Source organism: Segatella maculosa OT 289 (assembly GCF_000243015.1).
In the GTDB taxonomy this organism is placed as follows: domain Bacteria; phylum Bacteroidota; class Bacteroidia; order Bacteroidales; family Bacteroidaceae; genus Prevotella; species Prevotella maculosa.
Genome location: NZ_JH594501.1, coordinates 1 through 24019, shown reverse-complemented (window position 1 = coordinate 24019; position 24019 = coordinate 1). Strand labels below are relative to the sequence as shown.

Sequence of the window (24019 nt, the reverse complement as noted above, 5' to 3'; positions counted from 1 at the left end):
CCGAAATGCTTGATAAAGAAACGCGAAAACACATACTCGACCTCGTTAACCGCGAGGTCGTGCCCGCTGTAGGCTGTACGGAACCGATGGCAGTGGCCCTCTGTACGGCCCGTGCCACGGAGCTCTTGGGCTGCAAACCGGAAGGAATCAAGGTGCTACTCAGTGCAAATATCCTGAAAAACGCTATGGGAGTAGGCATTCCGGGCACAGGAATGATAGGCCTTCCTATCGCCATTGCGCTCGGCAGTTTGATAGGAAAGAGCGACTATCAGCTTGAAGTTATCAAGGATCTTTCGCCCGAATCGCTCGAAGAAGGCAAGCAGTTTGTGGCCGAAGACCGCATCTGTATCGGGCTGAAGAGCAACAGTTGCGAGAAGCTTTACGTGGAGGTGACCTGCGAGAGTGAGGGACATCAGGCCACAGCCATCATCTCCGGGGCACACACCCACTTTGTCTTTGAGGCGCAAGACGATAGGATTTTGCTTGACAAACGGCAGGCATGTAGTGAAGAAACGGCCGAAAACGACATTCAACTGAACATGAAGCTCGTGTGGGATTTCGCTACGACAGCACCGACAGACGAGCTTCGTTTCATTCTCAAAACCAAGGAATACAATCTTCGGGCAGCTCGCGAAAGCCGCAAGGGCAACTATGGTCACTGCCTTGGAAAGACCATGGACCGCCCTTTGAGCCATGGAATTTTCGGCAATAGTATCTTCTCTCATATCATTGCCACCACGGCTTCGGCTTGCGATGCACGTATGGGAGGCGCCATGATTCCTGTGATGAGCAACTCAGGGTCGGGCAACCAAGGCATCTGTGCCACCAATCCTGTGGCCGTATATGCCGAAGAAAACGAGAATACCGAAGAGGAATTGATTCGCGCACTCATGTTGAGTCACCTCACAGCTATCTACATCAAGCAAAGTCTTGGCAAGCTAAGTGCCCTCTGTGGTTGCGTGGTTGCGAGCATAGGAAGCAGCTGTGGGATTACTTATCTCATGGGAGGAAGCTACCAAGATGTGTGCCATGCGGTGAAGAACATGATTGCTAACCTCACCGGAATGATATGCGATGGTGCCAAACCCAGCTGCTCTTTGAAGATATGTTCAGGCGTCAGTACGGCCCTTTTGAGTGCACTTCTGGCCCGCGAAGGGCGACATGTGACCTCTGCCGAGGGTATCATCGACGATTGTGTGGACCAAAGTATCCACAATTTGACCAGCATCGGCAAGGAAGCTATGTGTGCAACAGACGACATGGTGCTGCGAATCATGACGAGCAAGCAGGGGTGTTGAAGCGTCAGAAATAAGGTATTACTTTGCATTGTTATCTTCTACATCTTCAAAATGCCATTTTGAACTTCAGTAGGGAACTTCAAATTTATACTCTGAATATAGCGGTTTTTCTCCAAATTATTGTATCTTTGCATAATGTATAGCATGAAGTGGGGTCTCATAGTTCAATGGATAGAACAAGTCTCTCCTAAAGATTAGATCCGAGTTCGATTCTCGGTGAGACCACAACAAGGAGCCATGGCTCTGCAACATCTATCAACCCGTATTAACCTTACTGCCATGCTTGGAGCTATCATTGGAGACATTGTCGGTTCACGCTTTGAATTTTCAAAGCAAACAACATCGGATTTTGAACTTTTTACGTCTGATTGTAACTTCACAGACGACACGATTTGCACGGTAGCCATAGCTGATGCTATCTTGCACAATCAGCCATATGGCGAGACGCTTCACGCTTGGTGCCGTCGCTATCCCACCCCTATGGGAGGCTATGGTGACAAGTTTTCGCTTTGGGTGGAAAGTGAAAATCCGCAGCCATATGGCAGCAGTGGCAACGGTTCGGCCATGAGAGTGAGTCCCATCGGCTGGCTTTTCGATGACTATCATGACGTGCTTCGCGAGGCAGAAAAGAGTGCCGTTGTGAGCCATAATCACCCCGATGGCATCAACGGGGCACAGTGTGTGGCTACCCTTATCTACTGGCTTCGCACCTGTCGCATCACAAAAGACGAGATAGAAAGTGCCGTTCGGCGCAACTTCGGCTACCATCTTACGTCGCTTCGTGATATTTATAAGATCGGAAGCGAGGGCCATTTCGACGGCTTATGTAATGAGACTGTGCCTTATGCCATCAGTTGTTTCATGGAAAGTCAAAGCTTTGAAGACGCCATACGCACAGCAGTTGCGGCCGGAGGTGACACGGATACGAAGGCTGCTATCTGTGGTTCTATCGCCGAATCTTACTATGAAATACCTGAAGAAATGGTTGAGAAGGCCTATTCATATCTGCCGGACGAGATGCTTGATGTCATCACCTTGTTTCACGAAAAAATACAGAACGGACTCTGATATCAAAGATTTTTTGTAAGTTTGCAGGCGATGGAGCATGAATATTACATGAAACGTTGCCTGCAATTGGCCGAGAACGGACGGCTGAAAGCAAAGCCCAACCCAATGGTGGGAGCTGTGATTGTGGCCCAAGGTCATATCATCGGCGAGGGCTATCACATGCATTTCGGCGGGCCACATGCCGAGGTTAACGCCTTTACAAGCGTCAAACCGGAAGACAATTCCTTGTTACCAGAGGCCACAATCTACGTGTCATTAGAACCTTGTTCCCACTATGGAAAGACGCCACCTTGTGCAGATTTGATTATCAGTAAGGGCATCAAGCGATGCGTCTGTGGCTGTATTGACCCCTTTGCAAAGGTGCAGGGACGTGGCATTCAACGCATGCGAGAGGCCGGAATCGAGGTCATCGTGGGCGTCATGGAGCAGGAATGTCTGGTTTTGAACCGCCGTTTCATCACGTTCAACGAGCAACATCGCCCCTATATCATTTTGAAGTGGGCACAGACCGCCAATGGCTTTATTGCCCGAAACGACGGCCCTTTGCAACTTTCCACGCCCGAAACACAGCTATTGGTGCACAAGATGCGGGCTGAAAATGATGCCATTCTCGTTGGTCATACCACCTTTCTAACCGATCATCCCCGTCTCGACGTGCGTCAATGGAGCGGCCCTAACCCTGAGCGCATCGTACTTTCGCCCTCCATGTCGGCTGCAAACGAACGGCCCGAAGGCTGGATTGTGGCTGCCACCATCGATGAAGTGCTGGCCCGACTTTATGCCGAAAAGAAGCAAAGTCTTATTGTTGAGGGGGGCAATAAGACCCTGCAAGCGTTCCTTGAACGCGGACTTTGGGACGAAATACGCGTGGAAACGGCTCCCACAACCATTGCTGAAGGCATCGCTGCCCCGCCCATTCCGGGCAACACATGCGTTGTAAAGACAGAACAAATCGGCGGAAATCAAATCACCACCTTATGCCGATTGTTCTCTCATCAACCAAGACTATAATACCCAAACGGCCGTAATTCCGTCCTCTTTCTTCTGGAGGGGCCGGGTGAAACTCCCTCCCTTGGGGAGACCGGGGTGGGTATTTTATGCTTTTTTACCTTTTTTCTTTCTCCTTGTTCACGGAGAATGTTTACCTTTGCAGCCGACTTTGAGGAAGTTGGAGTTAAACATAGGTAATCAACTTCCATGGATTCAGAAGGTGAGTACGCCCGGATTAAATGGCTGGGAGGGCGTTTGTACCTTCACATTTAATCAGAAAAAATTGAAAACATTTGAAGAATTGGGCGTTAGCGAAGCGATTCGCCGCGCCATTGAAGAGTTGGGTTTCGAACATCCGATGCCTGTTCAGGAAGAAGTAATCCCTTATTTGTTAGGCAACAAGAACGATGTCATCGCACTTGCACAGACAGGCACGGGCAAAACGGCAGCCTTCGGACTGCCTTTGTTGCAGAAGGTCGATGCACAGAACCGTGCAACGCAGGCCATCGTTTTGAGTCCTACGCGCGAGCTCTGCGTGCAGATTGCCGACGACCTGAAGGATTTCAGCAAGTATATCGACGGTCTTCACGTGGTTCCGGTGTATGGAGGGGCCGACATTCGCCCGCAGATTCGCGCCATAAAGCATGGCGTTCAGATTGTTGTTGCAACGCCCGGACGATTGGTAGACCTTATCAATCGCGGCGTAATGGAGCTCAGTCAGGTCAATAACGTGGTGCTCGACGAGGCCGATGAGATGCTGAACATGGGCTTTTCCGACAGTATCAACGCCATATTCGAGCAGCTTCCGGAAGACAGGAACACGCTTCTTTTCTCGGCAACTATGAGCCGTGAGGTGGAGAAAGTGGCCAAAAGCTATCTCCACGACTATAAGGAAATCGTCGTGGGTAGCCGAAACGAGGGTGCGGAACACGTGAACCACATCTACTATCTCGTGCATTCCAAGGACAAATATCACGCCTTGAAGCGCATCGTCGACTTTCATCCGCGCATCTTCGCCATTGTTTTCTGTCGCACAAAGCTCGAGACACAGGAGATAGCCGACAAGCTGATCAAAGACGGTTACAATGCCGAAGCCTTGCATGGCGACCTGAGTCAGCAGCAAAGAGACCTCACCATGCAGAAGTTCCGCCGCCATACGGTGCAGCTACTTGTGGCAACCGACGTGGCAGCACGAGGGCTCGACGTGGACGACCTTACCCATGTCATCAACTACGGACTGCCCGATGACATCGAAAGCTACACGCATCGAAGCGGAAGAACGGGGCGTGCGGGCAAGAAGGGCACCTCTATCAGCATCATACACATCAAGGAGAAGTGGAAAGTAAGGCAGATTGAGAAGCAAATCGGCAAGGACTTTATCGACGGAGAACTGCCGAAAGCCGAGGAAATCTGCAAGAAACAGCTTTTTAAAGTGATGGACGACATCATGAAAACCGACGTTGATGAGGACCAAATCGCACCCTATATGGACGACATCATGCGCCGTTTTGAGTATGTTGACAAGGAGGACATCATCAAGAAAATGGTCACCGTCACCTTCGGACGCTTCTTGGATTACTACCGGAATGCGCCCGAAATAGAGAAGCCGATGGCCGGGAAAGCCGGCCGAAGTGAGCGGGGCGAGCGCACGATGCGGGGCAAAGTGAGTGGCGGACGCCGCAAGCATGAGGCCGAAAGCGGCTATCGCAGGCTCTTCATCAACCTTGGAAAGAGCGACGGTTTCTATCCCGGTGAAATCATGCAATACCTCAACAAGCACGTTCACGGGCGGCAGGAAGTGGGCCATATCGACTTGCTTCAGAAGTTCTCTTATATAGAAGTGCCCGAAGATGACGCGCAACGGGTGATGAATGCCTTGAACGGAACGAGCTATAAGGGCCGCGAAGTGCGCTGTAATGATGCCGATGACACCGGTCACGGACGCGGAAACCGGGACAACCGCAAGGAGAAAGGCAACCGAGGTGGGCGTTCCGGCAAGCGAACGGAGGAGCGTCAGGCCCGCCGTCAGCGTCAACATGAGACCGGAAACGAGACAGATTGGCGCAGTCTTATCAATGGAAGTGACTTCAAACTCAAGGGCGAAGTGCCCGATTTCAGTGAAGAAGGCTGGGCAAGAAGGCGTCCGAAAAAGAAATAAAAATACTTAAAGAAAGGCTCTGAATGCTACATTCAGGGCCTTTATTTTATATTTTTGCGTTTGTAAAAGCTGCGATGGCCCGACCATGGCAGCCGTTTTGCATCAATAATCACAAAAGACAAAGAAAGATGAATAAAATGTTTTTAGGCCTTTCGCTGCTGCTTTGCGCGCAGACGGCAGCTGCTGCCGACGGTAATTTCACGGTGAAATCCGAATTGAAGAACTTCGGTGACACCGTGGTGGCCCTTATTCCGCAAGACAACGGCTACCGTCGCGACACCATTCTTGTGAAGAACGACCGGTTCAATGCAACGCTTCGGCTGGACGAACCCAAGGATATTTTCCTCGTATCGATGGGAACTTTGCACCGAACGGAGCGCAAACGACTCAGCATTATAGCTGTTCCCGGCGAGACAGTCGAGCTGAAAGGCGACCTCAATTCGCGCTATGATATCGGCGGAAGCAGGTTCTATCAGCAGTATGGACAGTTCGACCGAGAACTCGAAGTGGCCCAGAAAGCACTTCAAGACTTCACGGAAAGCCTTTCAAAACGCATCGAAGCGGGCGAGGAACGCGCCAAGGTGATGAAAGAATATGAGGAAAAGGCACCCGGGTTTGAGCAGAAAATCAACGATGCCATCATGGGTTTTGTCAAGTCGCATCCCGATTGGGAGGCCGCAGCCGCAGCCGTTACGTCTTTGGAAGGCGAGAAAATCGAGGAAGCGGCCAAGCTGCTTTCCGCCACAGTAAAGACTGGACGAATGAAGAGTTACCTGCAACGTGCCATCGATGATTACAAGAAACAGGCCGAAGCTGAGGCCAAATCGAAGGCCGCACAGGCTGCCGGTGTCGTGGCACCCGACTTCACGTTGAACGATATTCACGGCAAACCGCTGTCGCTTTCGAGCCTGAAAGGCAAGTATGTGCTGCTTGATTTCTGGGGTTCATGGTGCATTTGGTGTATCCGCGGCATGCCTCAAATGAAGGAATATTATAAGAAATATGCCGGAAAATTCGAGATTTTGGGCATCGACTGCAACGACCCGGAAGACAAATGGAAAGCGGCCGTGAAGAAACATGAGCTGCCTTGGCTCCATGTCTACAATCCGAAAGACAGCAAGGTGCTTGCCGATTACGGCGTGAGGGGCTTTCCCACGAAGATACTTGTAGGTCCCGACGGCAAGATTGTGAGGACGGTTGTGGGCGAAGACCCTGCATTTTATCAGTTCATGGACGAGACTTTTGGGAAATAACACGCTTTCGGAGCATCGCGATTTCAGATAAAACGCCCCGTTATTGGGCACGCATCAGAACATTGAATGCAAGTAGTTGATGCGCAACAGTTTTGGCATTGAGAACCAACAACTTGCATGCGATGTTTCAAAGTCAGCCCTATGACGTTCCAATCTCACCCATTTCACCGTGCAATATGGGTTATATTGCGCGGTGAAATGGCTGGGATTACCGTACAAAATGGCCAAGATTGGAACGCAAGGTATAAGTCGTTGATAATCAATAGGAGCGACACTCCACTCCGTTCGAATGCATGTAGGGACGCACGGCTCGTGCGTCCGCTCTAACAATCCTGCACTTGTGTTTCATTCTCCTTGCGCGGACGCACGAACCGTGCGTCCCTACATGCCTCGCAGCATGCAACTCGTTCACCCCGTCTACTTGTTTACTCGTCAACCACGTGGTGTGGACGCACGAGCCGTGCGTCCCTGCATCGCTATCATGGGCGTATTGCGGGGCAACGGCTATTCGGCGTGCGTGCCCGATGCCGTAGGTTGATGGCCGAAATGCTCTTTGTAGCACTTCGAAAAATAGGAGGGAGAGGAGAAACCCACTTCATAAGAGACCTCCGAAACGTTCATTCCGCCTTGCCGGAGCAGTCGGTCGGCCTGCTGCAAGCGCGTGATGCGAATGATTTCCACGGGCGATGAGTCGGTGATGGTCTTCACCTTGCGGTAGAGCTGCACGCGACTCATGCCCAATTGTGCGGCCAATAGCTCGACACTAAAGGCTGAATCGGACAGGTTTTTGATGATGCAATCGAAGATACGGTTCATAAATTTGGTGTCGGCATCGAGCACATTGTCGGCTGATTCGGCTGCGGGCAGTTGGGCAAGGCGTTCCATTCGGTTGCGCTGCTCGTTGAGTTGCATGTAGTGTTGCAGCTTTTCGGTGATGGCTTTCTCGGTCATTCGGTGGCGATAGACGGCCATTCGGTAGACATAAATAAAGATGCCGACGAGCAGAATGAGGATAATTACCGTGAAAAGCAGGTAGACCTTTTGATGATGATAGCGCACAAAGAAGAGGTCGAGCTTCTTGTGAAGGTCTTGAATGCGCTGTTGTTGCATGTTCATCTCGTCGGCCTGCATGCGCATCAGCGGTGCTTTGTCGGGCGTGACGAGGGCCGATTGCAACAGGTTTTCCTTGCTGTAGGGCCGGTGTTTCAGTATGTTCAGGGCCAGTTTCAGCACAAGGTCGCCGCGCGTGGGATAGATATAAGAGGCCGAGAGTACGCTATCGGCCACGAGCCTCATGCCACCTTCGGGACCGGGAAGGGCGTCGACGCCGCATAATTTGGTGCGTTTGCCGAGCACGCCTGCCTCAAGTGCGCCCATTGCCATGCGGTCGTTCTGGGCGAAGACATAGTCGATTGTAGCGCAAAAGTCGGCCCCTTGGCGTCGTTTCAGGTCTAAAATGGCGCGCTTTCCGCTTGCTTTCGTCCAATCGCCTTGCAGACTGACGAGCTTGATGCCCGGATATTTGGCGATGCTTTGCATGAAACCGCGGTGCCGGTCGGCCGCCGGAGAGGAGCCTTTCAGCCCCATGATTTCGACAACGGAGCCGCGATGGCCTGTTTGTCGGGCCACAAAGTCGCCCATTTGCCGGCCTATTTCCACATTGTTCGCCCCGATGAAGGCCGTGTATGCACCGTCTGTGCGGCGGTCGAAAAGGATAACGGGAATGCCTTTCCGCATGGCTTTGTTGACAACGGGCGTGATGGCGTGCGCCTGATTGGGCGAAATGACCAGCAAGTCTACGCCTTCTTTGATGAATTGTTCTATCTGTCGGATTTGCAACGTGTCGTTGTCATCGGCCGAAGCAAACTGCAACGACACCTCATCTTCAGGGAAAGTGGCCGTCTTGAGCTCCTCGTTCAGCTTGTCGCGCCATATATCTTCCGAGCATTGCGACACGCCGATGACATACCGCTTCCCCTCTTTTCCTTGGCAGCAGCATAGGAGGAAGCACGCAAGAAAGGCTGTTATGATGGCAAGCGACTTGTTCATACGTTCGTATTCTTGATGAAAACAATGACAAAGATAGCATAAAATCCGATAAGTTCAAAAAAACATGGGGGATATATGAAAAGCGTTCTGCCCGCATGCTCCATCGGTTTGCGAGCTTGGAGGCTGCTATTGACAAAGAACGCGGGCTGTACAGTGTTGTCATTACACTAAAGGTTAAAGATAGTTAGAAGCAGCCAAGAAAACAATGAAAAAAGTATCACGACATTAAATTTTAGCTATCTTTGTCTGTGAAAACATAAACAATCTAACGAATAAGAGGAATTGATATGGTAAGTACGAACATCCCAACGGTCAAGCTGGGCATTATTGCCGTCAGCCGTGACTGCTTTCCAATCGCACTGTCTACTAAAAGGCGCGAAAACATCGTAGAAGCTTACAAGGGCGAACTGTTTAATTGCAAGACAACCGTGGAGAACGAGCATGACATGCTCAAGGCCGTTGCCGAAGTGAAAGCGGCCGGTTGCAATGCATTGGTGGTGTTCTTGGGCAACTTCGGCCCCGAGACACCCGAGACATTGATCGCAAAATACTTCGACGGCCCCTGTATGTTCGTGGCCGCAGCCGAGGGAGATGGCGACCTGATCAATGGTCGTGGCGACGCTTTCTGCGGCATGTTGAACTGCTCCTACAACCTTGGTATGCGCCACATCAAGGGCTATATCCCCGAATATCCGGTGGGAACGGCCGAAGATGTGGCCCGAATGATGGCCGAATTCGTGCCCGTTGCGCGCACGGTCATCGGTCTGAAAGGCTTGAAAATCATTACTTTCGGTCCGCGTCCGCAGGACTTCTTTGCCTGCAACGCACCCATCAAGGGACTTTACGAACTGGGAGTAGAGGTTGAAGAAAACTCCGAATTGGACCTCTTGGTGGCCTATAAAGCACACGAAAATGACCCGCGTATCGACGCAGTTTGCGAGGATATGGCCAACGAAATGGGCTGCGGTAAGTTCTATCCCGACCTGAGTCGGCGCATGGCTCAGTTTGAACTTACGTTGCTGGATTGGGCAGATCAGTACAAAGGATCACGTGAGTTTGTGGCCTTTGCCGATAAATGTTGGCCCGCATTTCCAAAGGAATTCGGTTTCGAACCCTGCTATGTTAACTCGCGATTGGTGAGCCGTGGCATCCCTGTGGCATGTGAGGTTGACATCTATGGTGCGCTGTCTGAGTACATTGGAATGTGTGCTTCGGGCGACACAGTGACCCTTCTTGACATCAATAATTCCGTGCCTCAATACATCTATGACGAGGATATTAAGGGCAAATATGACTACCGTCTGACCGATACCTTCATGGGATTCCATTGCGGAAACACCCCCGAATGCAAGATGTGTAGCACACGTGCCATCAAATTCCAGCTCATTCAAAACCGTCTTTTGGAGAATGGAGGCACGCCAGACTTCACACGTGGCACGCTCGAAGGGGACATTGCAGCCAGCAAGGTGACCTTCTATCGCCTGCAATGTGACGCGCAAGGCAACCTCAGATCATACATCGCCGAGGGTGAAGTGCTTGATGTTCCGACGCGTTCTTTCGGTGGTATCGGTATATTCGCTATCCCCGAGATGGGCCGTTTCTACCGTCATGTGCTCGTAGAGAAGGGCTATCCGCATCATGGGGCTGTGGCTTTCGATCACGTGGGCAAGACACTTTTCGAGGTGTTTAAGTATCTTGGCATCAAAGATATCGCTTATAACCAACCCGCAAGCCTGCCTTATCCGACGGAAAACCCGTTTAAGTGATATTCACCGCAAAAGCCTCTCCCCCGGCCCCTCCCCGAAGAGGGAGGGGAGCCCGAGCTTGCGGGCTAATGATGAACAATACATAATAAACAAAAATAGGCCTTGCGAACTAAAGTGTTCGCAAGGTCTATTTGCATTTTACTCCCCTCCCTCTTCGGGGGTGGGCTTTTGGGAGAGGCTTCCGGGTGTGTATTAAAGCGGGGAGGGCACACAGACAAGCGAGTTAATCATAAGGTGAATTTTGATTTTGATTAAATACAGGTAAGTCGTCCGCCCTCCCCAAGGAGACTTCCCGCTGGGAGCCCGGGAGCCTCCCCCAACCCCTTCGAAGGAGGGGAGCACAAACAGCGTGCAAACTAATTCCTCGCAAGCTTGTAACTCTCCTCCCTTTGGGAGGGGTTGGGAGGCTCCTCTCCCTCTCTTTTCAAAAAGATGGGGATGTTTTTGCAATTAGATGGGGATGTTTTTGCAAAAAGATCTATATCTTTTTTTAATTAGATGGGGATGTTTCTGAAAGCCGTCCCGTGGCTCATGCTCAATCTTCCCATGGGTTGTATTTCACAGTTGTGGTTTCTTCCTCCTTTTCTTCTTCGAAATCAGAGGACTCGGGCTTGGCCAGTCCTTCGTTTTCTCCTACTGATTTGGAGCTTACAACAAATTGTGCGATATTGTCGTTGGTGAGCAAATGGACGACTTCGATAACCGGTGTGATATATTTTCGTTTCATTGTCGTTTCGTTTATTTGAGAACTTTCTTTCCGTTGATGATATAGATGCCGTGTGTGGGGTGGGTGATGCGGCGGCCCTGCAAGTCATAGATGATGTCTTCCCCCGATGTCTTCGTGGTTCCGATACTGCGGAGGCCTGTGGTTTGGCCTGCACTGCGGGCAGCCTCGAAATCAACGATAAATCCTTTGGCAGGTGCTATGGCATCGGGCAGACAGAGACCTGCGCGATGAGCGGCCAGTTTGATGGAAGCTCCGTCGCGTGTGCCCTGCTTATAGAAGCCGATACCTTCGCCGCCATTGGCAAGGATATAGTATTTATTGCCGGCGGAACTGAATTCCTGTGCTGTGGCGGTACCGATGAGCATGTTTCCGGATACGCTTTCTTCCGCTCCCGTGACGGCTGCGCGGTATTCAATCGTTGTATTGGGTGCGCCTTGCAAGATGAAACCGGTTTGTTTAGGAATGATTTTACCTGCGCCGAATGCTTTCACCACGGCTTGGTCGGGCGTAGTGGGACTTCCGCTGGGCGTGATGCCCGTGATGATATAGGCTGTGCACCCCGTAGGCACGAGGAAGTTCTCATTCTCAAGATACAGAGATGCATAGCCGGTAGCATTCATGTCGATGGCTTCTATATACTTCCCAGCTTCATCAGACCAGCCTCTTGCTGTTGCATAAAGTCCGGTCAGGTCGGTGTTGACGTATATTTTGAGATTTGGGTCTGCACCTTCAAGAGGAGAGCTGTCTCCAAATCCAATACTCAAATCACTTATAGGAACGACAGGCACCTTGCGGAGATTGACTATTTTCAGCATTGGGTTTTGCCCAAAGGCACCACCATTCATTACTTTTACCGTAGAGGGAATATCAACTGAAACTAATTTATTGTCATCAAATACATGCTCACCAATTTTTTCCAACCCTTCGGGCAGAGAAAGCTTAGTAATCTTACCGCGATGAAAATTCAGTCCTTCGAGTTTTTTCAGCTTGGTACATTTGCTTAGGTCCACTTCCTTAACGTCATAGGCATGAGCGAATGCCATCCAACCTATCTCTTCCAAAGAAGATGGAAAGGTAATGGTTACAGTTCCGTCACCTGCCGTCCAACCTTGCCCTAATGTTCCATTGAATATACCGCCTGCTATCTTAGTAATGGTGTAGGGTTGAGTCTCCCCCGATTTGTACACCGCTTCAGGAAAGGTCAGTTGTGGCGGAGTGAATACTCCACCCGATTGTGCCGACACTTCAACATAGCGGTTGGCTTGGTCGATGATTTTATAGGTGATGGTCACGCCGTTGATGTTCTGTGTGAACTCCGTGGGCGATTGTGCCTTGGTCGTAAATATTACGATAAGCGAGAAGATGAGTAAATACAATCTTTTCATATTATTTTTGATTAAATGATTATACGAAGAGTGCTTGTTGTTTCCCTTTCCCGATTGGAAAAAGAACACAAAAAATCTTGGAAAATCCTGTAAGGATATTCCGAAAAACAGCTTTGTAACCTATTGTTTTTACAATATGCTGCGTATATTACGCGCGCGTATGCGCGTACCTTAGTCATAGGTCTGCAGTGTGTGTGTGTGTGTGTGTGTGTGTGTTAGCAAATTATTTGAACCAGCCAAATAATAAGCGTTAAAAGATGCAGAGAAATCGAAGTTTCTTTGCATCGTGCTTATAACCTTATTATCATCAAATGCTAACATCATAACGCCGGCAAAGGTAAGACAAAAAATCGGAATGGCCAAACAATCAGAAAAGAAATATGAGTCATGATGCCTACGTTATTACGTTGCGAAGAACATTACGATGATTTGGGCGATGATGACACGCACGAACATGCCCAAAGGATACACCGATGCGTAGCTGATGCTGGCGGTATCGCCCTTTAAAGTGTCGTTGGCATAGCCCAAGGCCATGGGGTTGGCCATGCTGCCGCATAGGATTCCGCAGATGGTTCCAAAGTCGAACTTCTTCGTTTTCAGGGCTATCAGCCCCACAATGAGCACGGGAACAATCGTAATCAAGGCACCGATACCCACCCAAAGCAGGCCTTGCGGACGCATAACCGTGCCAAAGAAGTCTTTTCCGGCATCGAGTCCGAGGCACGCCAGATAGAGACTCAGTCCGAGTTTGCGTAGCATCAGCGAGGCCGAACGCGTGGTATAAGAGATGAAATGCAGCTTGGGACCGAGTGCACCGATGATGATTCCCATGATGATAGGGCCACCGGCAATGCCCAATCTGACGGAGCTTTCCATGCCGGGAATGCTGATCGGGATAGTCCCAAGGGCCAAACCGAGAATGATTCCAAGGAAGATACTGCCGATATTTGGCTCGTTTAAGGTCTTAACGGAGTTGCCGAAGTAACCCTCGACGTGGTTGATTGCCTCGCGTTGTCCTACGACTGTGACGCGATCCCCATATTGAAGACGGAGGTCTTCTGTGGCTAATAGCTTGATATCTCCACGAATAACGCGACTCACATTCACCCCATACGACTTGCGAAGGTGCAGCTCTCCGAGGCGTTTCCCATTGAGACCGGTGCGCGTAAGCACGAGAACCCGACTCTCAACCTGCGTGTCGATGGCATTCCAATCGATGGCTTCTTTGTTCCAATCCTTATTGATTTTGCGACCAAAGAGGATTTCCATGGCCCCTTCGTCTTCCTTGTTGGTGATGACAAGCAGGTCGTCATTGGCCTTCAAAACAGTCTCTGCGGTGGGCACAATGACCTCGTTGCCACGCCAAATACGCGAGATAATGAACTTCAGATGGGTCATATGAGACACGTCAATGATGCGTTTTTCGGTCGTAGCCGGGTTGATTACTTCGAATTCGGCAATGTAAGTGTGGTCGTTACTGTCCACAGATCGCAATGCAAGGTCGGCCGGTTTGACAAAGCATTTGCGCAGAATCACCATCGCAATGATCACGCCCAAGACACCCAAGGGATAGGAAACTGCGGTGGCAAGTGCCACGGTTCCGCTGCTCATTCCCAAGTGGCTGAGGGCCTGAGTGGCTGCACCGAGGGCCGGTGTGTTGGTGGTTGCACCGCAAAGAAGGCCCACCATGTCGGGCAAACTGACCCCGGTCAGGGGGATAAGCAGCAGGGAAAAGAGCGTCCCGACAATGATAATGGCAAGGCTCCAAAGGTTCTCTGACATGCCTTCATGGCGTAAAGAACCAAAGAAATTCGGCCCGACATGCAATCCAAGACAGTAGACAAAGATGGCCAATCCGAACGTTTCAGCATAGTCAAGTACCACGGGATCGATACTAAACCCAAGGTGTCCGGCGAGGATACCCACGAAGAATACGAAGGCAATACTAAGGGAAACGCCCATCACTTTGAGCTTTCCTAATGCCAAACCACACGCGATAATCATTGACAGCACAACCACGGTCTGAATGGAAGAGTGCGTGGTGAAGAGACTATTTATCCAGTCCATATCCGCTAAAGAATGTTCAAATACTGCTCAAGAGGTATACCTCGGTTCTTATCCGCATTGTCTTTGTTGCGGAGAATCAGCTCATATACACCGTCCATAGCCTTTTGTGTGGCAACAGTCAAGGGCTTATCATCAAGCAAATGCCCGATGAGTATGGCCGAAAAAATATCGCCCGTGCCGGGAAAATGAACGGGAATCTCATCGTAGCCCAGCCTGAAATACGTATCGTCCATGTGGTTATAGCCCACAACAGCGGGCTTCCCGTCTACGGGAATGCTCGTGATGAGCGCCGATTTCGCACCTATCTTGCGCAGATGATCCAGCAGGCTATAAGCTTCATCAAGGCTCACACCGTCAGGAAAATACGTGCAATTGGTCAGATAACAGGCTTCGGTGTAGTTGGGATAGCACAGATGTGCCACGCTCAACATGGCCCTCATGCTCTTGATGGTGGCCGGGGTTACGCCGTTATAGAGCTTGCCTTCGTCGCCCATGATAGGGTCCACGAAGATTGTTGTGCCCGTTTCTGCCTGTTCAAGACAGTAGCGTGACACGATAGAAGCCTGTCTTTCGCTGACGATAAAGCCCGTGGCTATGGCATCAAACCTAAAGCCCAAGGCCTTCCAAACGGGGAAAACGCCTTGTATATAGTCCGTGGTATCAAGGATATTAAACTTGCCATAGTCGAGCGTATTCGATACCAATGCCGTCGGAAGATTATAGGTCGGGTGGCCGAAATAAGACAGAATAGGCAGCATGGCGGCCGTGGCTACTTTGCCATAGCCCGCCATGTCGTTGATCAAAAGAATTTGTTTCTTGCTCATTCTTACTTTGCTGTAATCGCAGACAAAGGTAGTAAAAAGTTGAGATACAACGCCTTTACGAACGAATTAATTACATTTTGCCTTCTAAAATAACGGGAATGAGCGGCCACGATGGGGCCTATTGCCTTTCAAACCACGCTCAATAGCCGAGGTGATACAGCACGGCAAACTTCTGCCAAAGTGGAGTGAGCTGTTCGAACGTGGGCTTTTTCACCTCGCGCACGGGGTTTCCGGCTGCGTCATAAAGCACAAGCAGGAGGTTGTCCGACGTATATCCGCGCTGGACCAAGCTTGAAACGTGCCGGTAATGACCGTCATACTGATACATTTCATATTCTATACGCTCATCGTTGACATAGCGATTGCTTACAATGCAACGGGCTTCTTCGAAAAGGGTGGGGTGTTCTAAGTTGTTGAAAAAAGGCTCATACACGTATTTTCCCTGTTTCTCGGACCACAGAAACACCCATGTCGTCTCCACATCATTCAGCCAAACCGCGAAATCCCGGTGGCCGTCGAAGTTGTAATCGCGCTGGTCTACCCAGTAATCCGGGGTGTTTTTGCCGAAATCGAGCGTCTGAAGATAACGCCCGTTCTTGTAGATGGCGAGCTTGAATGCGCCGTTTTCCGTCTTTGCTTGCCAAGAGATGAAAACCGCTTTGTCGCCTTTCCACCACTCACGGTCCTCTTCTGCCTGCGCTTTCTGCCATTCGGGAGTCTCCGTTTCAAAGGCTTTCATATAGCTTTCCCAGCCAAGATGCTGTTTGTTTGGCGTCACATAAAACTCTGCTGTGCCTACATCGAGGTCGCCGGAGTCGGGAATTCGGGCCACTCCGAAGTTCGCTTTCTTCGACGTTTTCGTGCGATAAGAGGTCCAACGGCCCTCGAATTGGTTGTTGTTATAGCCGTCCATGCCATCTTCAATCGTGTCATAATAAACCGTATCTTGGTAGATGAAGAAGTACGACGTGAGCCGTCCTGCAAAGAAACCTGAACCATGTTGACCGGCTTCCTCGTTCAGCCGGTATTGCGCTTTCAGGCAAAAACGCTTCATGTGTGGGTCGAGTTCCTCGTTCGGCGCAAAGGAATGAAGGTCTATTCTGCCCGTAAAACGACACAGATTCTGCTTCACCTTGCTTGCTCCCGCCACGTGATAGCAATGCGGATTCGCAGGGTCTTTGTAGATGGTATCAAAGTGCATGTAGAGTCGTTGCCCGTTTCCGATGTAGCCCAAAAGGTCGTTTTGCAGCAGCACGCGGCTGTAGTCATAACGCAGGAGCTGCTCCTTGAGCTTGTCGTTCGGTGCTTTCGCAAAACCAGTCCGGCCCATTAAAACGAGCAAGAGCACGAGAATCGTCTGTTTCTTTGTCATGATTTCTAAAGTGTTCTGATAGCAATTGCAAATATAGGAAAATTATCATAGAATGCAAACCGTAGGAAAAGAAAATGCCACGTCAACTGTTTCTTGCTGCAAATTAGCAAGAAAACGGCACCGAACTCTCACTTTTATTTCGTAACTTTGCCCACCTGTTTGAACAAAATAGAGGAACAAAAATGCTTACAGAAAGGTTTTTCGAAGTCATTCGCAATGAAGGTGTCGTCTCAATCGTGTCATGGGGGCATGCAGAACCCCACTTAGCATGCACTTGGAACAGCTATTTGGTGGTGACGGATGACGAGAGAATCCTCATTCCCGCCGCTGGAATGAAGAAGACAGAGGCCAATGTCGAGGTGAACAACCGCGTCCTTTTGGCGTTAGGCACACGCAACGTAGAGGGCTTCAACGGCTACCAAGGCACGGGATTTCGCATAGAAGGGCGGGCGAAGTTCCTCACCACGGGGCCCGACTACGAGATGATGCATCAGAAATATCCTTTCATCAGGAGCGTATTAGAGGTGACTGTAGACGTTGCCAAGCAGATGCTTTAGGTCCGTTCCAGCCAACATGGGCATGTAGGGACTTTGATTTTGAACATTGAGTATTGAACATTGAACTTTATGATTTGCTGACATTGAAGTTTGAACATTGAATTTTGAACTTTAGGATTAGTTCTATTAAAAAATGATTTGTGGCAAGAGGCATGTAGGGACGCACGGTTCGTGCGTCCGCTTTTGAAAGTCCAACGTATCTTGCTATTCCTATACCCATGTAGGGACGCACGGTTCGTGCGTCCGTTCAAGGTGAAATGCAAGTTTAGACGCATTGGCTCGTGCGTCCCACTCCGGTTGAATGTCAAACGATATGCAGGGTTGTTTCAACGGACGCACGAGCCGTGCGTCCCTACATACCCACGAGTATGAAACTTGTCTACCAGCCTACTCGTCAGCTGTCAACCAAATTGATAATCAACAGCTTACATCTTGCGTTCCAATCTCACCCATTTTGCGCGGTAATCTCACCCATTTCGCACGGTGGAATGACCCATGTTGCAGTCCGATATGGGCCATATTGCAAGCCGGGACACTCACTTCGGCCCTCCAAACACCTATTCCGACCCTCCAAAAACCAACCCCGAGTCTCTCCCAATACCTACCCCGACCCTCCCAAAGGGAGGGAGCCCGAGCTTACGGGCCTGGCGAATGCAGCATAGCGTCTGCCCTTGCCGTGAATACAGCGAGGAGTGTCGAGCGTGTAAGCCGCTTTTGCGCTTGTAGTCGAGGTCTCGTTTGTGGCCGCAAATGGAGGGATTTTGAGTGTACAAGCCGCTTGCATGCCTGTATTCGAGAGTTCCTTCGTGGCGATATTCGGAAGAATATTGGGCGTGCAAGCCATTTTTGTGCACGTATTGTCGGGAATGTCTGTGGCGATATTTGGAGGAAAACCGAGTTTGCAAGCAATTTGCGCTCCCCTCCTTCGGAGGGGTTGGGGGAGGTATCAGAGGGTTTGGTCTCGGTATCCCTTTCCATCAACTTGCCAACGTCTTCGTCGTCGATGACTTTTTCTACTCTTTTCGTCGTCTTTTTTTGTTCTTGTTCTTGTTCATAGTTCTTAGGAACGTTAACAGGTTGATTATCAATGGTTTCATTTGTTAATTTATTTAAACTGCTGTTTGACTTTTCATTTTTCGCGGAACATTTAACAAATAATTGCAAAAGATAAGGGCTCGTGAAAGTTTTTCCGTCGGGTTCGATTTCAAACAAAGCGGGGAAGTCGCGAATGAGCTGCAGAATGGTGCGTTTACTCTTGTGGCAGAGGTATGCGATTTCGGGCACGATGGAAAGCGGAGCGCGGCAGTCGGTGTGGCGTTCCAAGAGACATTTCATGATGTAGAGCACGATTCCCCAGCCCTCGATGCCGTATTTCTGACGCACGAGTGTCATGTCAAGCGAGTTGAGCATCGCGATGTCGAAGCGAATGAAGGGACCTTTGCGGTTCATGGTGCGGTTGTTTCGGGCGGTCGTTCCCACCCTTTGCGTGTTGTTATTTTCCATTTTGATAGATGATTAAGTGTTATCCTATTTACAAAGACAGTGCAAGCGAGCGCAATGAAAGCTTGTTTTCAGATTGCCGAGCGCTGCTTGTCTTTTACAAAGATACAAAATCTTGCATCCCCTTTGCAAGTTTTTCGGGAAGAAAATGAAACACTCGCCCCGAAACTCTCTCAAAAAAAGGAGTCGGAACGAGTGTGATATATGAATGAGGGTAAACTCACCTATAAGCTTTGTAGAAAGATATTTAATTCTATTTCAACCCTTCCACATAGAAAATATTATTCAAAGGGTTGCACTCGGAATCCAAAGTCACGCCCTGTATAAGCTAAGACAACACTGCTACTGGTGAAATACATATAGTAAGCTGTAAGCGGTAAATAGGCAACAGCACTTGATGACCAATAGTCACCGACGACTCCCATCCTATCCATTAATATACCTGTACTATAATATGTTGAGGCAGGCAAGAAGAAATAGTCTGTGAGATTTTGAGGAGTACCAATAATTGCATTATGTCCTGTCGAATATCGATTTGTGCGGAAATCAACAATATTACCACCATTGTCTCGATGATAACTCTGCATCTGTGTTGCATTAATATGTTCGTCTGCCAAGATTTTCGCTTTTTTCTTAAACCACATGCCTCCTTTATGTAGTTTACCCATGGTAGTCCATAGTTGGTCTTTATCCCAATGAGGGTCGCCCTCTACACAATACCATGCCATTTCATTAGCATTTGGGAGTGTTTTGAAATGTGCAGTTTGTGCATCATTCCGAATATAATTGCCGGGATAGCTTTCATTGTACCAACGCTGAGGATCACTCGCTTTGCTTGTTGGATAAGGGCCTTGGAAAGCACCGGGCCCCGGAGGGATAGTCGGCTGTTGGTCTTCTTTCCCCCACCAATAATTCTGTTGTGCATCCCACATGTAATATCCGGTAGTTGAGTAGTCTTTGATATCAAGATTAACCGGCATGTCGTAATAGCTGTTGGCAGCGTAGGTGAAAGCCGGATAAGTTTTGGTGATAATCCCCTCAACATTATTGGCTACATCTCTCACTTGATAGCGTACGGTGAGTTTATGTGTGCCGGGAGCAATGACCATGTAGACCTTCATGTCGGGATAATTTAGAGGGAAACCATCAGGTGAAAAAGCTGCATTTGGTGTACGGAGTTTAACCGTTTTTCCGGATCCACTACCGACCAATGTATATGTGGTGGGATCTAATGTATAGGTTCCACAAATATTGTTGTCGGATATAGCTTCAATTTGTGTCAAAGTGCAATTTTTTAAAACAGGATTGCTCGTGGTTGGTTCAAATACAAGAATGGATGTAGGGTGACGAAGTGTGAAGTAGAAGTTGTATTTTGTTTCACCTAAGGGGATTTGTGGCTTGGCTGTACCGATACCAAAGTCGTTTCCTCTTTGAGAGAAGTATGGCTTGGTAGGATAAATCTGACCTTGCATATCGTGAATTGTTACAGGATCGTCATTTTTCAAGATTGGATGACCGGGGAAATATACCGTGTAATTTTTCGTTGACAGATACCTTCCAGAAAGCATAAATGTATAGTTCTCCTTGTGAGGCTCGTCCACGGTACCACTCTGCCAATTACCATCTTCATCTTTCACGTAGATTTTGTCACCATTTTCCCAAAACCATTTTTCAGCAGCATAATCGAGTGAAGCACGTGTCTTAGTACTGCCTGATACAAAAGAGGTAAGTTTGGTGGGAATATCTGATTTTCCTGTATTGTCTTTCTCTTTGTTGAAGGTGTTTTCTTCGACACATGAAATAAAGCTAAGTGCACATGCACAAAGCATTACAAACAATTTTATGTTGAATATATTCTGTTTCATTTTGATAGTCTTTTGTATATTTCTAATTAGTTGCTATTCTTAAAAATCATCGTCAGCTTCATTATCAGAGGTATTTTGAACTTCTTCATTCTCCCAAAGGTTACCCCACTTCTTTGCACCACCAATGGGTGATGGACCACTCTCATGGTTGGGTTTCTCATGTTGGCCCGGCATGGAGGTCGTTTCTAAAATGCCATAATTCGTTTTTGTAACAATGAATGTGCAGGCAGGTTTTACATACTTTTTCTTTCTCATTTTCCTTACTATTTTATTCGTAAATTACTCCTTATGGGACATGGGTCATGGAACAAAGGAAACTCCGTGAAAGTCCTTTGCCTATAGGGGTTGCGAGGCATGCCTCGCGCGCGTACGCGTAATGTGTTATGGTCGCTCGCCTGTGTGTGTGTGTGTGTGTGTGTGTGTGTGTGTGTGTGTGTGTGTGTTAGCAAATTATTTGGACCAGCCAAATAATAAGCGTTAAAAGATGCAGAGAAGGAGCGATTTCTCTGTATCGTCTCTATACCTATTATATATAAGCGATATGTCACACTGTTTTGTTTTGTGACGGCAAAGGTAATAATTTGTTTTGGAACAGCCAAACAAACGAGGCAAAATGTTTTAGGTCTGGTTGCACTCCGCTTGATAGAAAAATATGGAAATAAAGACTCCAATCTGATTGAAAAGTTGTATCTTTGTGCGGAAAGAACCTGAAAACTAAATCTGTATATGAGAAAAACATTGTTTACCATGGTTTTGACAGCCGCTTTGTCGGCAACGATAATGACGGTTTCGTGCCGTAACCCTATAGATGTACCCGACGACAAGGGCACGGTGTGTCCTGTATATTCTGTGCGTGCCAGCCATCCGCGGCTTTTCGTCACCAAGGAAGATATTCCGAATATAAAAAGTGCGGCAAAGACTTCGGCTCGCAATACCTATTGGCAAACCAAGGAAGACGTAGACAATCTGCTACATGGGTCCATTTCGTTCCCGAATCCCACGGCGGTGAACGGTACCGAGAACGGATGGGTCATATCCAAGGTCTCGCAGGTGGCCATGTTATATCTCATAACCGGTAAGAAAGAATATCTGGATTACACCAAAAAGTTCTTGCAAAAGATTATCGAATATTACAGAATTCGTATAGACAATAATCTGAATGCCGACTGGTATGTGTTTCCGCAAATCAGCACGCTATGCGCCTACGATTGGATTTATGACGCTCTGACACAAGACGAACGCGAAAAGATAGGCAAGTCCCTCTATCAGGTGATGATGGATATTGCTTGGCACGGTGAGGGTCTGCGTCCCCAACGCATTCGTGAGAATACGGGCGGATACAATACGGGGTTCTATGGGACGGATGCCCTGCCGTGGTATATCGCCATCACCTTTTACAATGACGGCATCGACGACGCACGGTGTGAGAAAATGTTCCAAAAAGGATTGCAGCTGAATATGAAAATGACGCAATTCCGCAGCGAGTTAATCGGTAAAAACGGCGGAGGGTCGACCGGTTGTGTAGGTTACGCGTTGGGTGCCTACCCTGTCGCAGACTTCAACTTTATCAGAAGCTACCGGGCGGCGACAGGCATAGACATGTCTCAGAAGCTGGATTATGTACTCGGATACTTGAATTTTATCGATTGGAATCGCTTGCCGGGCAACCGCGAGTTTGGCTTCGGCGATAGCTATCATTACGATTGCTTGCTTCCCGAAAAAGAAATCAATTATCACCTCAGAGAGATTGCTACGCTTTATGGGAGCTCTCCCAATGTGCAACGTCTGTTAGGCTTGTTCAACAAGAAAAACTATACGGAACGCCTTCCCTTTATGCCTTTTTTACAAAAGTATCCTCAAGGTACGCCGGGTGCGTCATCCCCGGGTAAAGGGGCCATGTATTTCGATGGGACGGGAGAAGTCATCATGCGTTCAGGCACGGGTGCAGACGACACTTATGCTCTTTTTGTGAGCGGGGGAAGAACCTCTTATCATAAGCACTTCGACAACAACCATTTCACGATTTACAAAAAAGGTTACCGTGCGTTAGATACGGGCACCCGCCCCGAACCCGGCTGGCATCTGTCGCATTACTATGCCCGCACGGTGGCTCATAACTGCGTAACCATCAGAATGCCCGATGAAAGAATGCCCGGATATTGGGGTGGAGGGGCCTCTACCGAAAACAAGTTCGAACCTATCCCCAACGACGGTGGGCAAAGCAGTACATTAGGCTCTGTGCTGAAAGAAATGCGTACTACCGACGATTATGTATATCTCGCCTCCGATGCTACCAAAAGCTACAACAGTAAAAAAGCCTCGTTGGTAGTGCGTGAGTTTATATATTTCTACCCCGACCTTTTCGTGGTGTTCGACAGAGTGGCGGCTATCGACAAGAATTATCCTAAAACGTGGTTGATACACACCATCAACGAGCCTGTGATGAAAGGCGACAGAGAGTTCTCGGAAACCTCCGACGGAGGCAAGATGATTTGCCGTACATTATACCCTGCCAACGCCATGCTTACTAAAATAGGTGGAAGTGGGAAGGATTTTTGGTCTGACGGACGCAACTGGCCGCTGCCGAAACTCACTCCGCAGGAGTACGGATATAATATGAACCTCCCGCCCGCCAACCACCCACAGTTGGGACATTGGCGTATGGAAGTGAGTCCCCAAACGGCTTCTAAAGAAGACTTGTTCATGCATATTATCCAAGTAGGCGATAAGAACCTTTCCGATTTGCCTGATACCGAAACTTTTGAGACTGCAACACAAATAGGTGTAAAATTTACTTATTTGGGCAAAAATCACACCTTAACTTTTGATAAAACAAAAGCATATGGTTGTCGAATTCAGTAAGAATAGGTTTGATATATCGGCAATTAATGATGAATACCTATAACTTATATAAGCTAAAAACAAATGTCTTCTGTCTTGATTTCTGAAAATTCTTCTTGTCATATTAAACTTTTCTTTAAAAAGATTTGGTTGTAATTGATAATTGTATTACTTTTGCATTCGCTTTCCGAGCCTGATGTTGTTCGGAGGCGAGATGAAATAGCGTTCTTTGATAGGATTAAGATAAACAGAGAAGTAGTACAAGAAGCGAGGTGCGTGCCTTTTTGGGTGCGTACCTT

18 protein-coding genes and 1 tRNA gene are annotated in these 24019 nt (G+C 48.7%); 10 read left to right on the top strand and 9 right to left on the bottom strand.

The genetic code is table 11. The features are described 5' to 3' along the window. Positions 1-5: 5 nt before the first annotated feature. From HMPREF9944_RS02425 to HMPREF9944_RS13095, 7 genes are all read left to right on the top strand, one after another. Positions 6-1298 (top strand): L-cysteine desulfidase family protein, encoded by a 1293-nt coding sequence (locus HMPREF9944_RS02425; protein WP_008564222.1) that lies wholly within the window; start codon positions 6-8, stop codon positions 1296-1298. A 153-nt stretch (positions 1299-1451) separates the two neighbouring features. Then, positions 1452-1523 (top strand) — tRNA-Arg (locus HMPREF9944_RS02420). Between the two features lie 54 nt (positions 1524-1577). Beyond that, positions 1578-2366: an ADP-ribosylglycohydrolase family protein gene (locus HMPREF9944_RS02415; RefSeq protein WP_044113235.1), complete on the top strand. Its 789-nt coding sequence runs from the start codon at positions 1578-1580 to the stop codon at positions 2364-2366. A 30-nt stretch (positions 2367-2396) separates the two neighbouring features. Next, positions 2397-3377: a bifunctional diaminohydroxyphosphoribosylaminopyrimidine deaminase/5-amino-6-(5-phosphoribosylamino)uracil reductase RibD gene (ribD, locus tag HMPREF9944_RS02410; protein WP_008564220.1), complete on the top strand. Its 981-nt coding sequence runs from the start codon at positions 2397-2399 to the stop codon at positions 3375-3377. A gap of 262 nt (positions 3378-3639) precedes the next feature. Beyond that, positions 3640-5514 carry a DEAD/DEAH box helicase gene (locus HMPREF9944_RS02405; RefSeq protein ID WP_044113321.1) on the top strand — a complete coding sequence of 625 codons (1875 nt, stop codon included), beginning with the start codon at positions 3640-3642 and terminating at the stop codon, positions 5512-5514. Positions 5515-5642: 128 nt separating this feature from the next. After that, complete coding sequence (locus HMPREF9944_RS02400; protein ID WP_008564216.1) at positions 5643-6767, top strand: TlpA disulfide reductase family protein; 1125 nt, start codon at positions 5643-5645, stop codon at positions 6765-6767. Positions 6768-7164: 397 nt separating this feature from the next. Further along, positions 7165-7305 carry a hypothetical protein gene (locus HMPREF9944_RS13095; protein WP_172633971.1) on the top strand — a complete coding sequence of 47 codons (141 nt, stop codon included), beginning with the start codon at positions 7165-7167 and terminating at the stop codon, positions 7303-7305. Here HMPREF9944_RS13095 and HMPREF9944_RS02395 read toward each other — a convergent pair. After that, complete coding sequence (locus tag HMPREF9944_RS02395) at positions 7272-8816, bottom strand: AraC family transcriptional regulator (protein ID WP_008564215.1); 1545 nt, start codon at positions 8814-8816, stop codon at positions 7272-7274. The two genes, HMPREF9944_RS13095 and HMPREF9944_RS02395, sit on opposite strands and share 34 nt — an antisense overlap. A 287-nt stretch (positions 8817-9103) precedes the next feature. Here HMPREF9944_RS02395 and HMPREF9944_RS02390 point away from each other — a divergent pair, with 287 nt between their 5' ends. Beyond that, complete coding sequence (locus HMPREF9944_RS02390) at positions 9104-10582, top strand: L-fucose/L-arabinose isomerase family protein (RefSeq protein WP_008564213.1); 1479 nt, start codon at positions 9104-9106, stop codon at positions 10580-10582. Positions 10583-11117: 535 nt separating this feature from the next. Here the strand turns inward: HMPREF9944_RS02390 and HMPREF9944_RS02385 are convergent. From HMPREF9944_RS02385 to HMPREF9944_RS02365, 5 genes are all read right to left on the bottom strand, one after another. Beyond that, the gene (locus HMPREF9944_RS02385) at positions 11118-11309 is read right to left on the bottom strand and encodes a hypothetical protein (RefSeq protein WP_008564212.1); all 192 of its coding nucleotides are present in this window, start codon (positions 11307-11309) and stop codon (positions 11118-11120) included. A gap of 11 nt (positions 11310-11320) precedes the next feature. Beyond that, on the bottom strand, positions 11321-12694 hold the full coding sequence (locus tag HMPREF9944_RS02380; protein ID WP_008564211.1) for a leucine-rich repeat protein: 1374 nt from the start codon (positions 12692-12694) through the stop codon (positions 11321-11323). Between the two features lie 402 nt (positions 12695-13096). Beyond that, on the bottom strand, positions 13097-14761 hold the full coding sequence (locus HMPREF9944_RS02375) for a putative transporter (RefSeq protein WP_008564210.1): 1665 nt from the start codon (positions 14759-14761) through the stop codon (positions 13097-13099). Positions 14762-14766: 5 nt separating this feature from the next. Beyond that, positions 14767-15585, bottom strand: a complete 819-nt coding sequence (locus HMPREF9944_RS02370; protein WP_008564209.1) for a bifunctional hydroxymethylpyrimidine kinase/phosphomethylpyrimidine kinase — start codon at positions 15583-15585, stop codon at positions 14767-14769. Between the two features lie 139 nt (positions 15586-15724). Next, complete coding sequence (locus HMPREF9944_RS02365) at positions 15725-16957, bottom strand: XAC2610-related protein (protein WP_008564208.1); 1233 nt, start codon at positions 16955-16957, stop codon at positions 15725-15727. Positions 16958-17139: 182 nt separating this feature from the next. Between HMPREF9944_RS02365 and HMPREF9944_RS02360 the strand changes: the two genes are divergently transcribed. Further along, the gene (locus HMPREF9944_RS02360) at positions 17140-17514 is read left to right on the top strand and encodes a pyridoxamine 5'-phosphate oxidase family protein (RefSeq protein WP_008564207.1); all 375 of its coding nucleotides are present in this window, start codon (positions 17140-17142) and stop codon (positions 17512-17514) included. Between the two features lie 636 nt (positions 17515-18150). Here the strand turns inward: HMPREF9944_RS02360 and HMPREF9944_RS13280 are convergent. The 3 genes from HMPREF9944_RS13280 to HMPREF9944_RS02345 all read right to left on the bottom strand — a co-directional run bounded on the left by HMPREF9944_RS13280 (position 18151) and on the right by HMPREF9944_RS02345 (position 21134). Continuing rightward, on the bottom strand, positions 18151-19017 hold the full coding sequence (locus tag HMPREF9944_RS13280) for a hypothetical protein (protein WP_008564206.1): 867 nt from the start codon (positions 19015-19017) through the stop codon (positions 18151-18153). A gap of 278 nt (positions 19018-19295) precedes the next feature. After that, positions 19296-20879 carry a hypothetical protein gene (locus HMPREF9944_RS02350; protein ID WP_008564201.1) on the bottom strand — a complete coding sequence of 528 codons (1584 nt, stop codon included), beginning with the start codon at positions 20877-20879 and terminating at the stop codon, positions 19296-19298. 39 nt (positions 20880-20918) lie between these two features. Continuing rightward, positions 20919-21134, bottom strand: coding sequence for a hypothetical protein (locus HMPREF9944_RS02345; RefSeq protein ID WP_008564199.1), 216 nt, complete (start codon positions 21132-21134; stop codon positions 20919-20921). 471 nt (positions 21135-21605) lie between these two features. On the opposite strand from HMPREF9944_RS02345, the gene HMPREF9944_RS02340 reads away from it, so the two are divergent. Continuing rightward, a complete protein-coding gene (locus HMPREF9944_RS02340) occupies positions 21606-23741 on the top strand; it encodes a heparinase II/III family protein (protein WP_008564197.1) in 2136 nt (711 codons plus the stop codon). The last annotated feature ends 278 nt before the right edge of the window (positions 23742-24019 follow it).

Excerpts from the sequence above, each read along its gene's own strand:
- HMPREF9944_RS02425 (WP_008564222.1), top strand. The coding sequence starts at position 6 with ATGCTTGATAAAGAAACGCGAAAACACATACTCGACCTCGTTAACCGC.
- HMPREF9944_RS02415 (WP_044113235.1), top strand. The coding sequence starts at position 1,578 with ATGCTTGGAGCTATCATTGGAGACATTGTCGGTTCACGCTTTGAATTT.
- ribD (WP_008564220.1), top strand. The coding sequence starts at position 2,397 with ATGGAGCATGAATATTACATGAAACGTTGCCTGCAATTGGCCGAGAAC.
- HMPREF9944_RS02400 (WP_008564216.1), top strand. The coding sequence starts at position 5,643 with ATGAATAAAATGTTTTTAGGCCTTTCGCTGCTGCTTTGCGCGCAGACG.
- HMPREF9944_RS13095 (WP_172633971.1), top strand. The coding sequence starts at position 7,165 with ATGCAACTCGTTCACCCCGTCTACTTGTTTACTCGTCAACCACGTGGT.
- HMPREF9944_RS02395 (WP_008564215.1), bottom strand. The coding sequence starts at position 8,816 with ATGAACAAGTCGCTTGCCATCATAACAGCCTTTCTTGCGTGCTTCCTC.
- HMPREF9944_RS02390 (WP_008564213.1), top strand. The coding sequence starts at position 9,104 with ATGGTAAGTACGAACATCCCAACGGTCAAGCTGGGCATTATTGCCGTC.
- HMPREF9944_RS02385 (WP_008564212.1), bottom strand. The coding sequence starts at position 11,309 with ATGAAACGAAAATATATCACACCGGTTATCGAAGTCGTCCATTTGCTC.
- HMPREF9944_RS02380 (WP_008564211.1), bottom strand. The coding sequence starts at position 12,694 with ATGAAAAGATTGTATTTACTCATCTTCTCGCTTATCGTAATATTTACG.
- HMPREF9944_RS02375 (WP_008564210.1), bottom strand. The coding sequence starts at position 14,761 with ATGGACTGGATAAATAGTCTCTTCACCACGCACTCTTCCATTCAGACC.
- HMPREF9944_RS02370 (WP_008564209.1), bottom strand. The coding sequence starts at position 15,585 with ATGAGCAAGAAACAAATTCTTTTGATCAACGACATGGCGGGCTATGGC.
- HMPREF9944_RS02365 (WP_008564208.1), bottom strand. The coding sequence starts at position 16,957 with ATGACAAAGAAACAGACGATTCTCGTGCTCTTGCTCGTTTTAATGGGC.
- HMPREF9944_RS02360 (WP_008564207.1), top strand. The coding sequence starts at position 17,140 with ATGCTTACAGAAAGGTTTTTCGAAGTCATTCGCAATGAAGGTGTCGTC.
- HMPREF9944_RS13280 (WP_008564206.1), bottom strand. The coding sequence starts at position 19,017 with ATGGAAAATAACAACACGCAAAGGGTGGGAACGACCGCCCGAAACAAC.
- HMPREF9944_RS02350 (WP_008564201.1), bottom strand. The coding sequence starts at position 20,879 with ATGAAACAGAATATATTCAACATAAAATTGTTTGTAATGCTTTGTGCA.
- HMPREF9944_RS02345 (WP_008564199.1), bottom strand. The coding sequence starts at position 21,134 with ATGAGAAAGAAAAAGTATGTAAAACCTGCCTGCACATTCATTGTTACA.
- HMPREF9944_RS02340 (WP_008564197.1), top strand. The coding sequence starts at position 21,606 with ATGAGAAAAACATTGTTTACCATGGTTTTGACAGCCGCTTTGTCGGCA.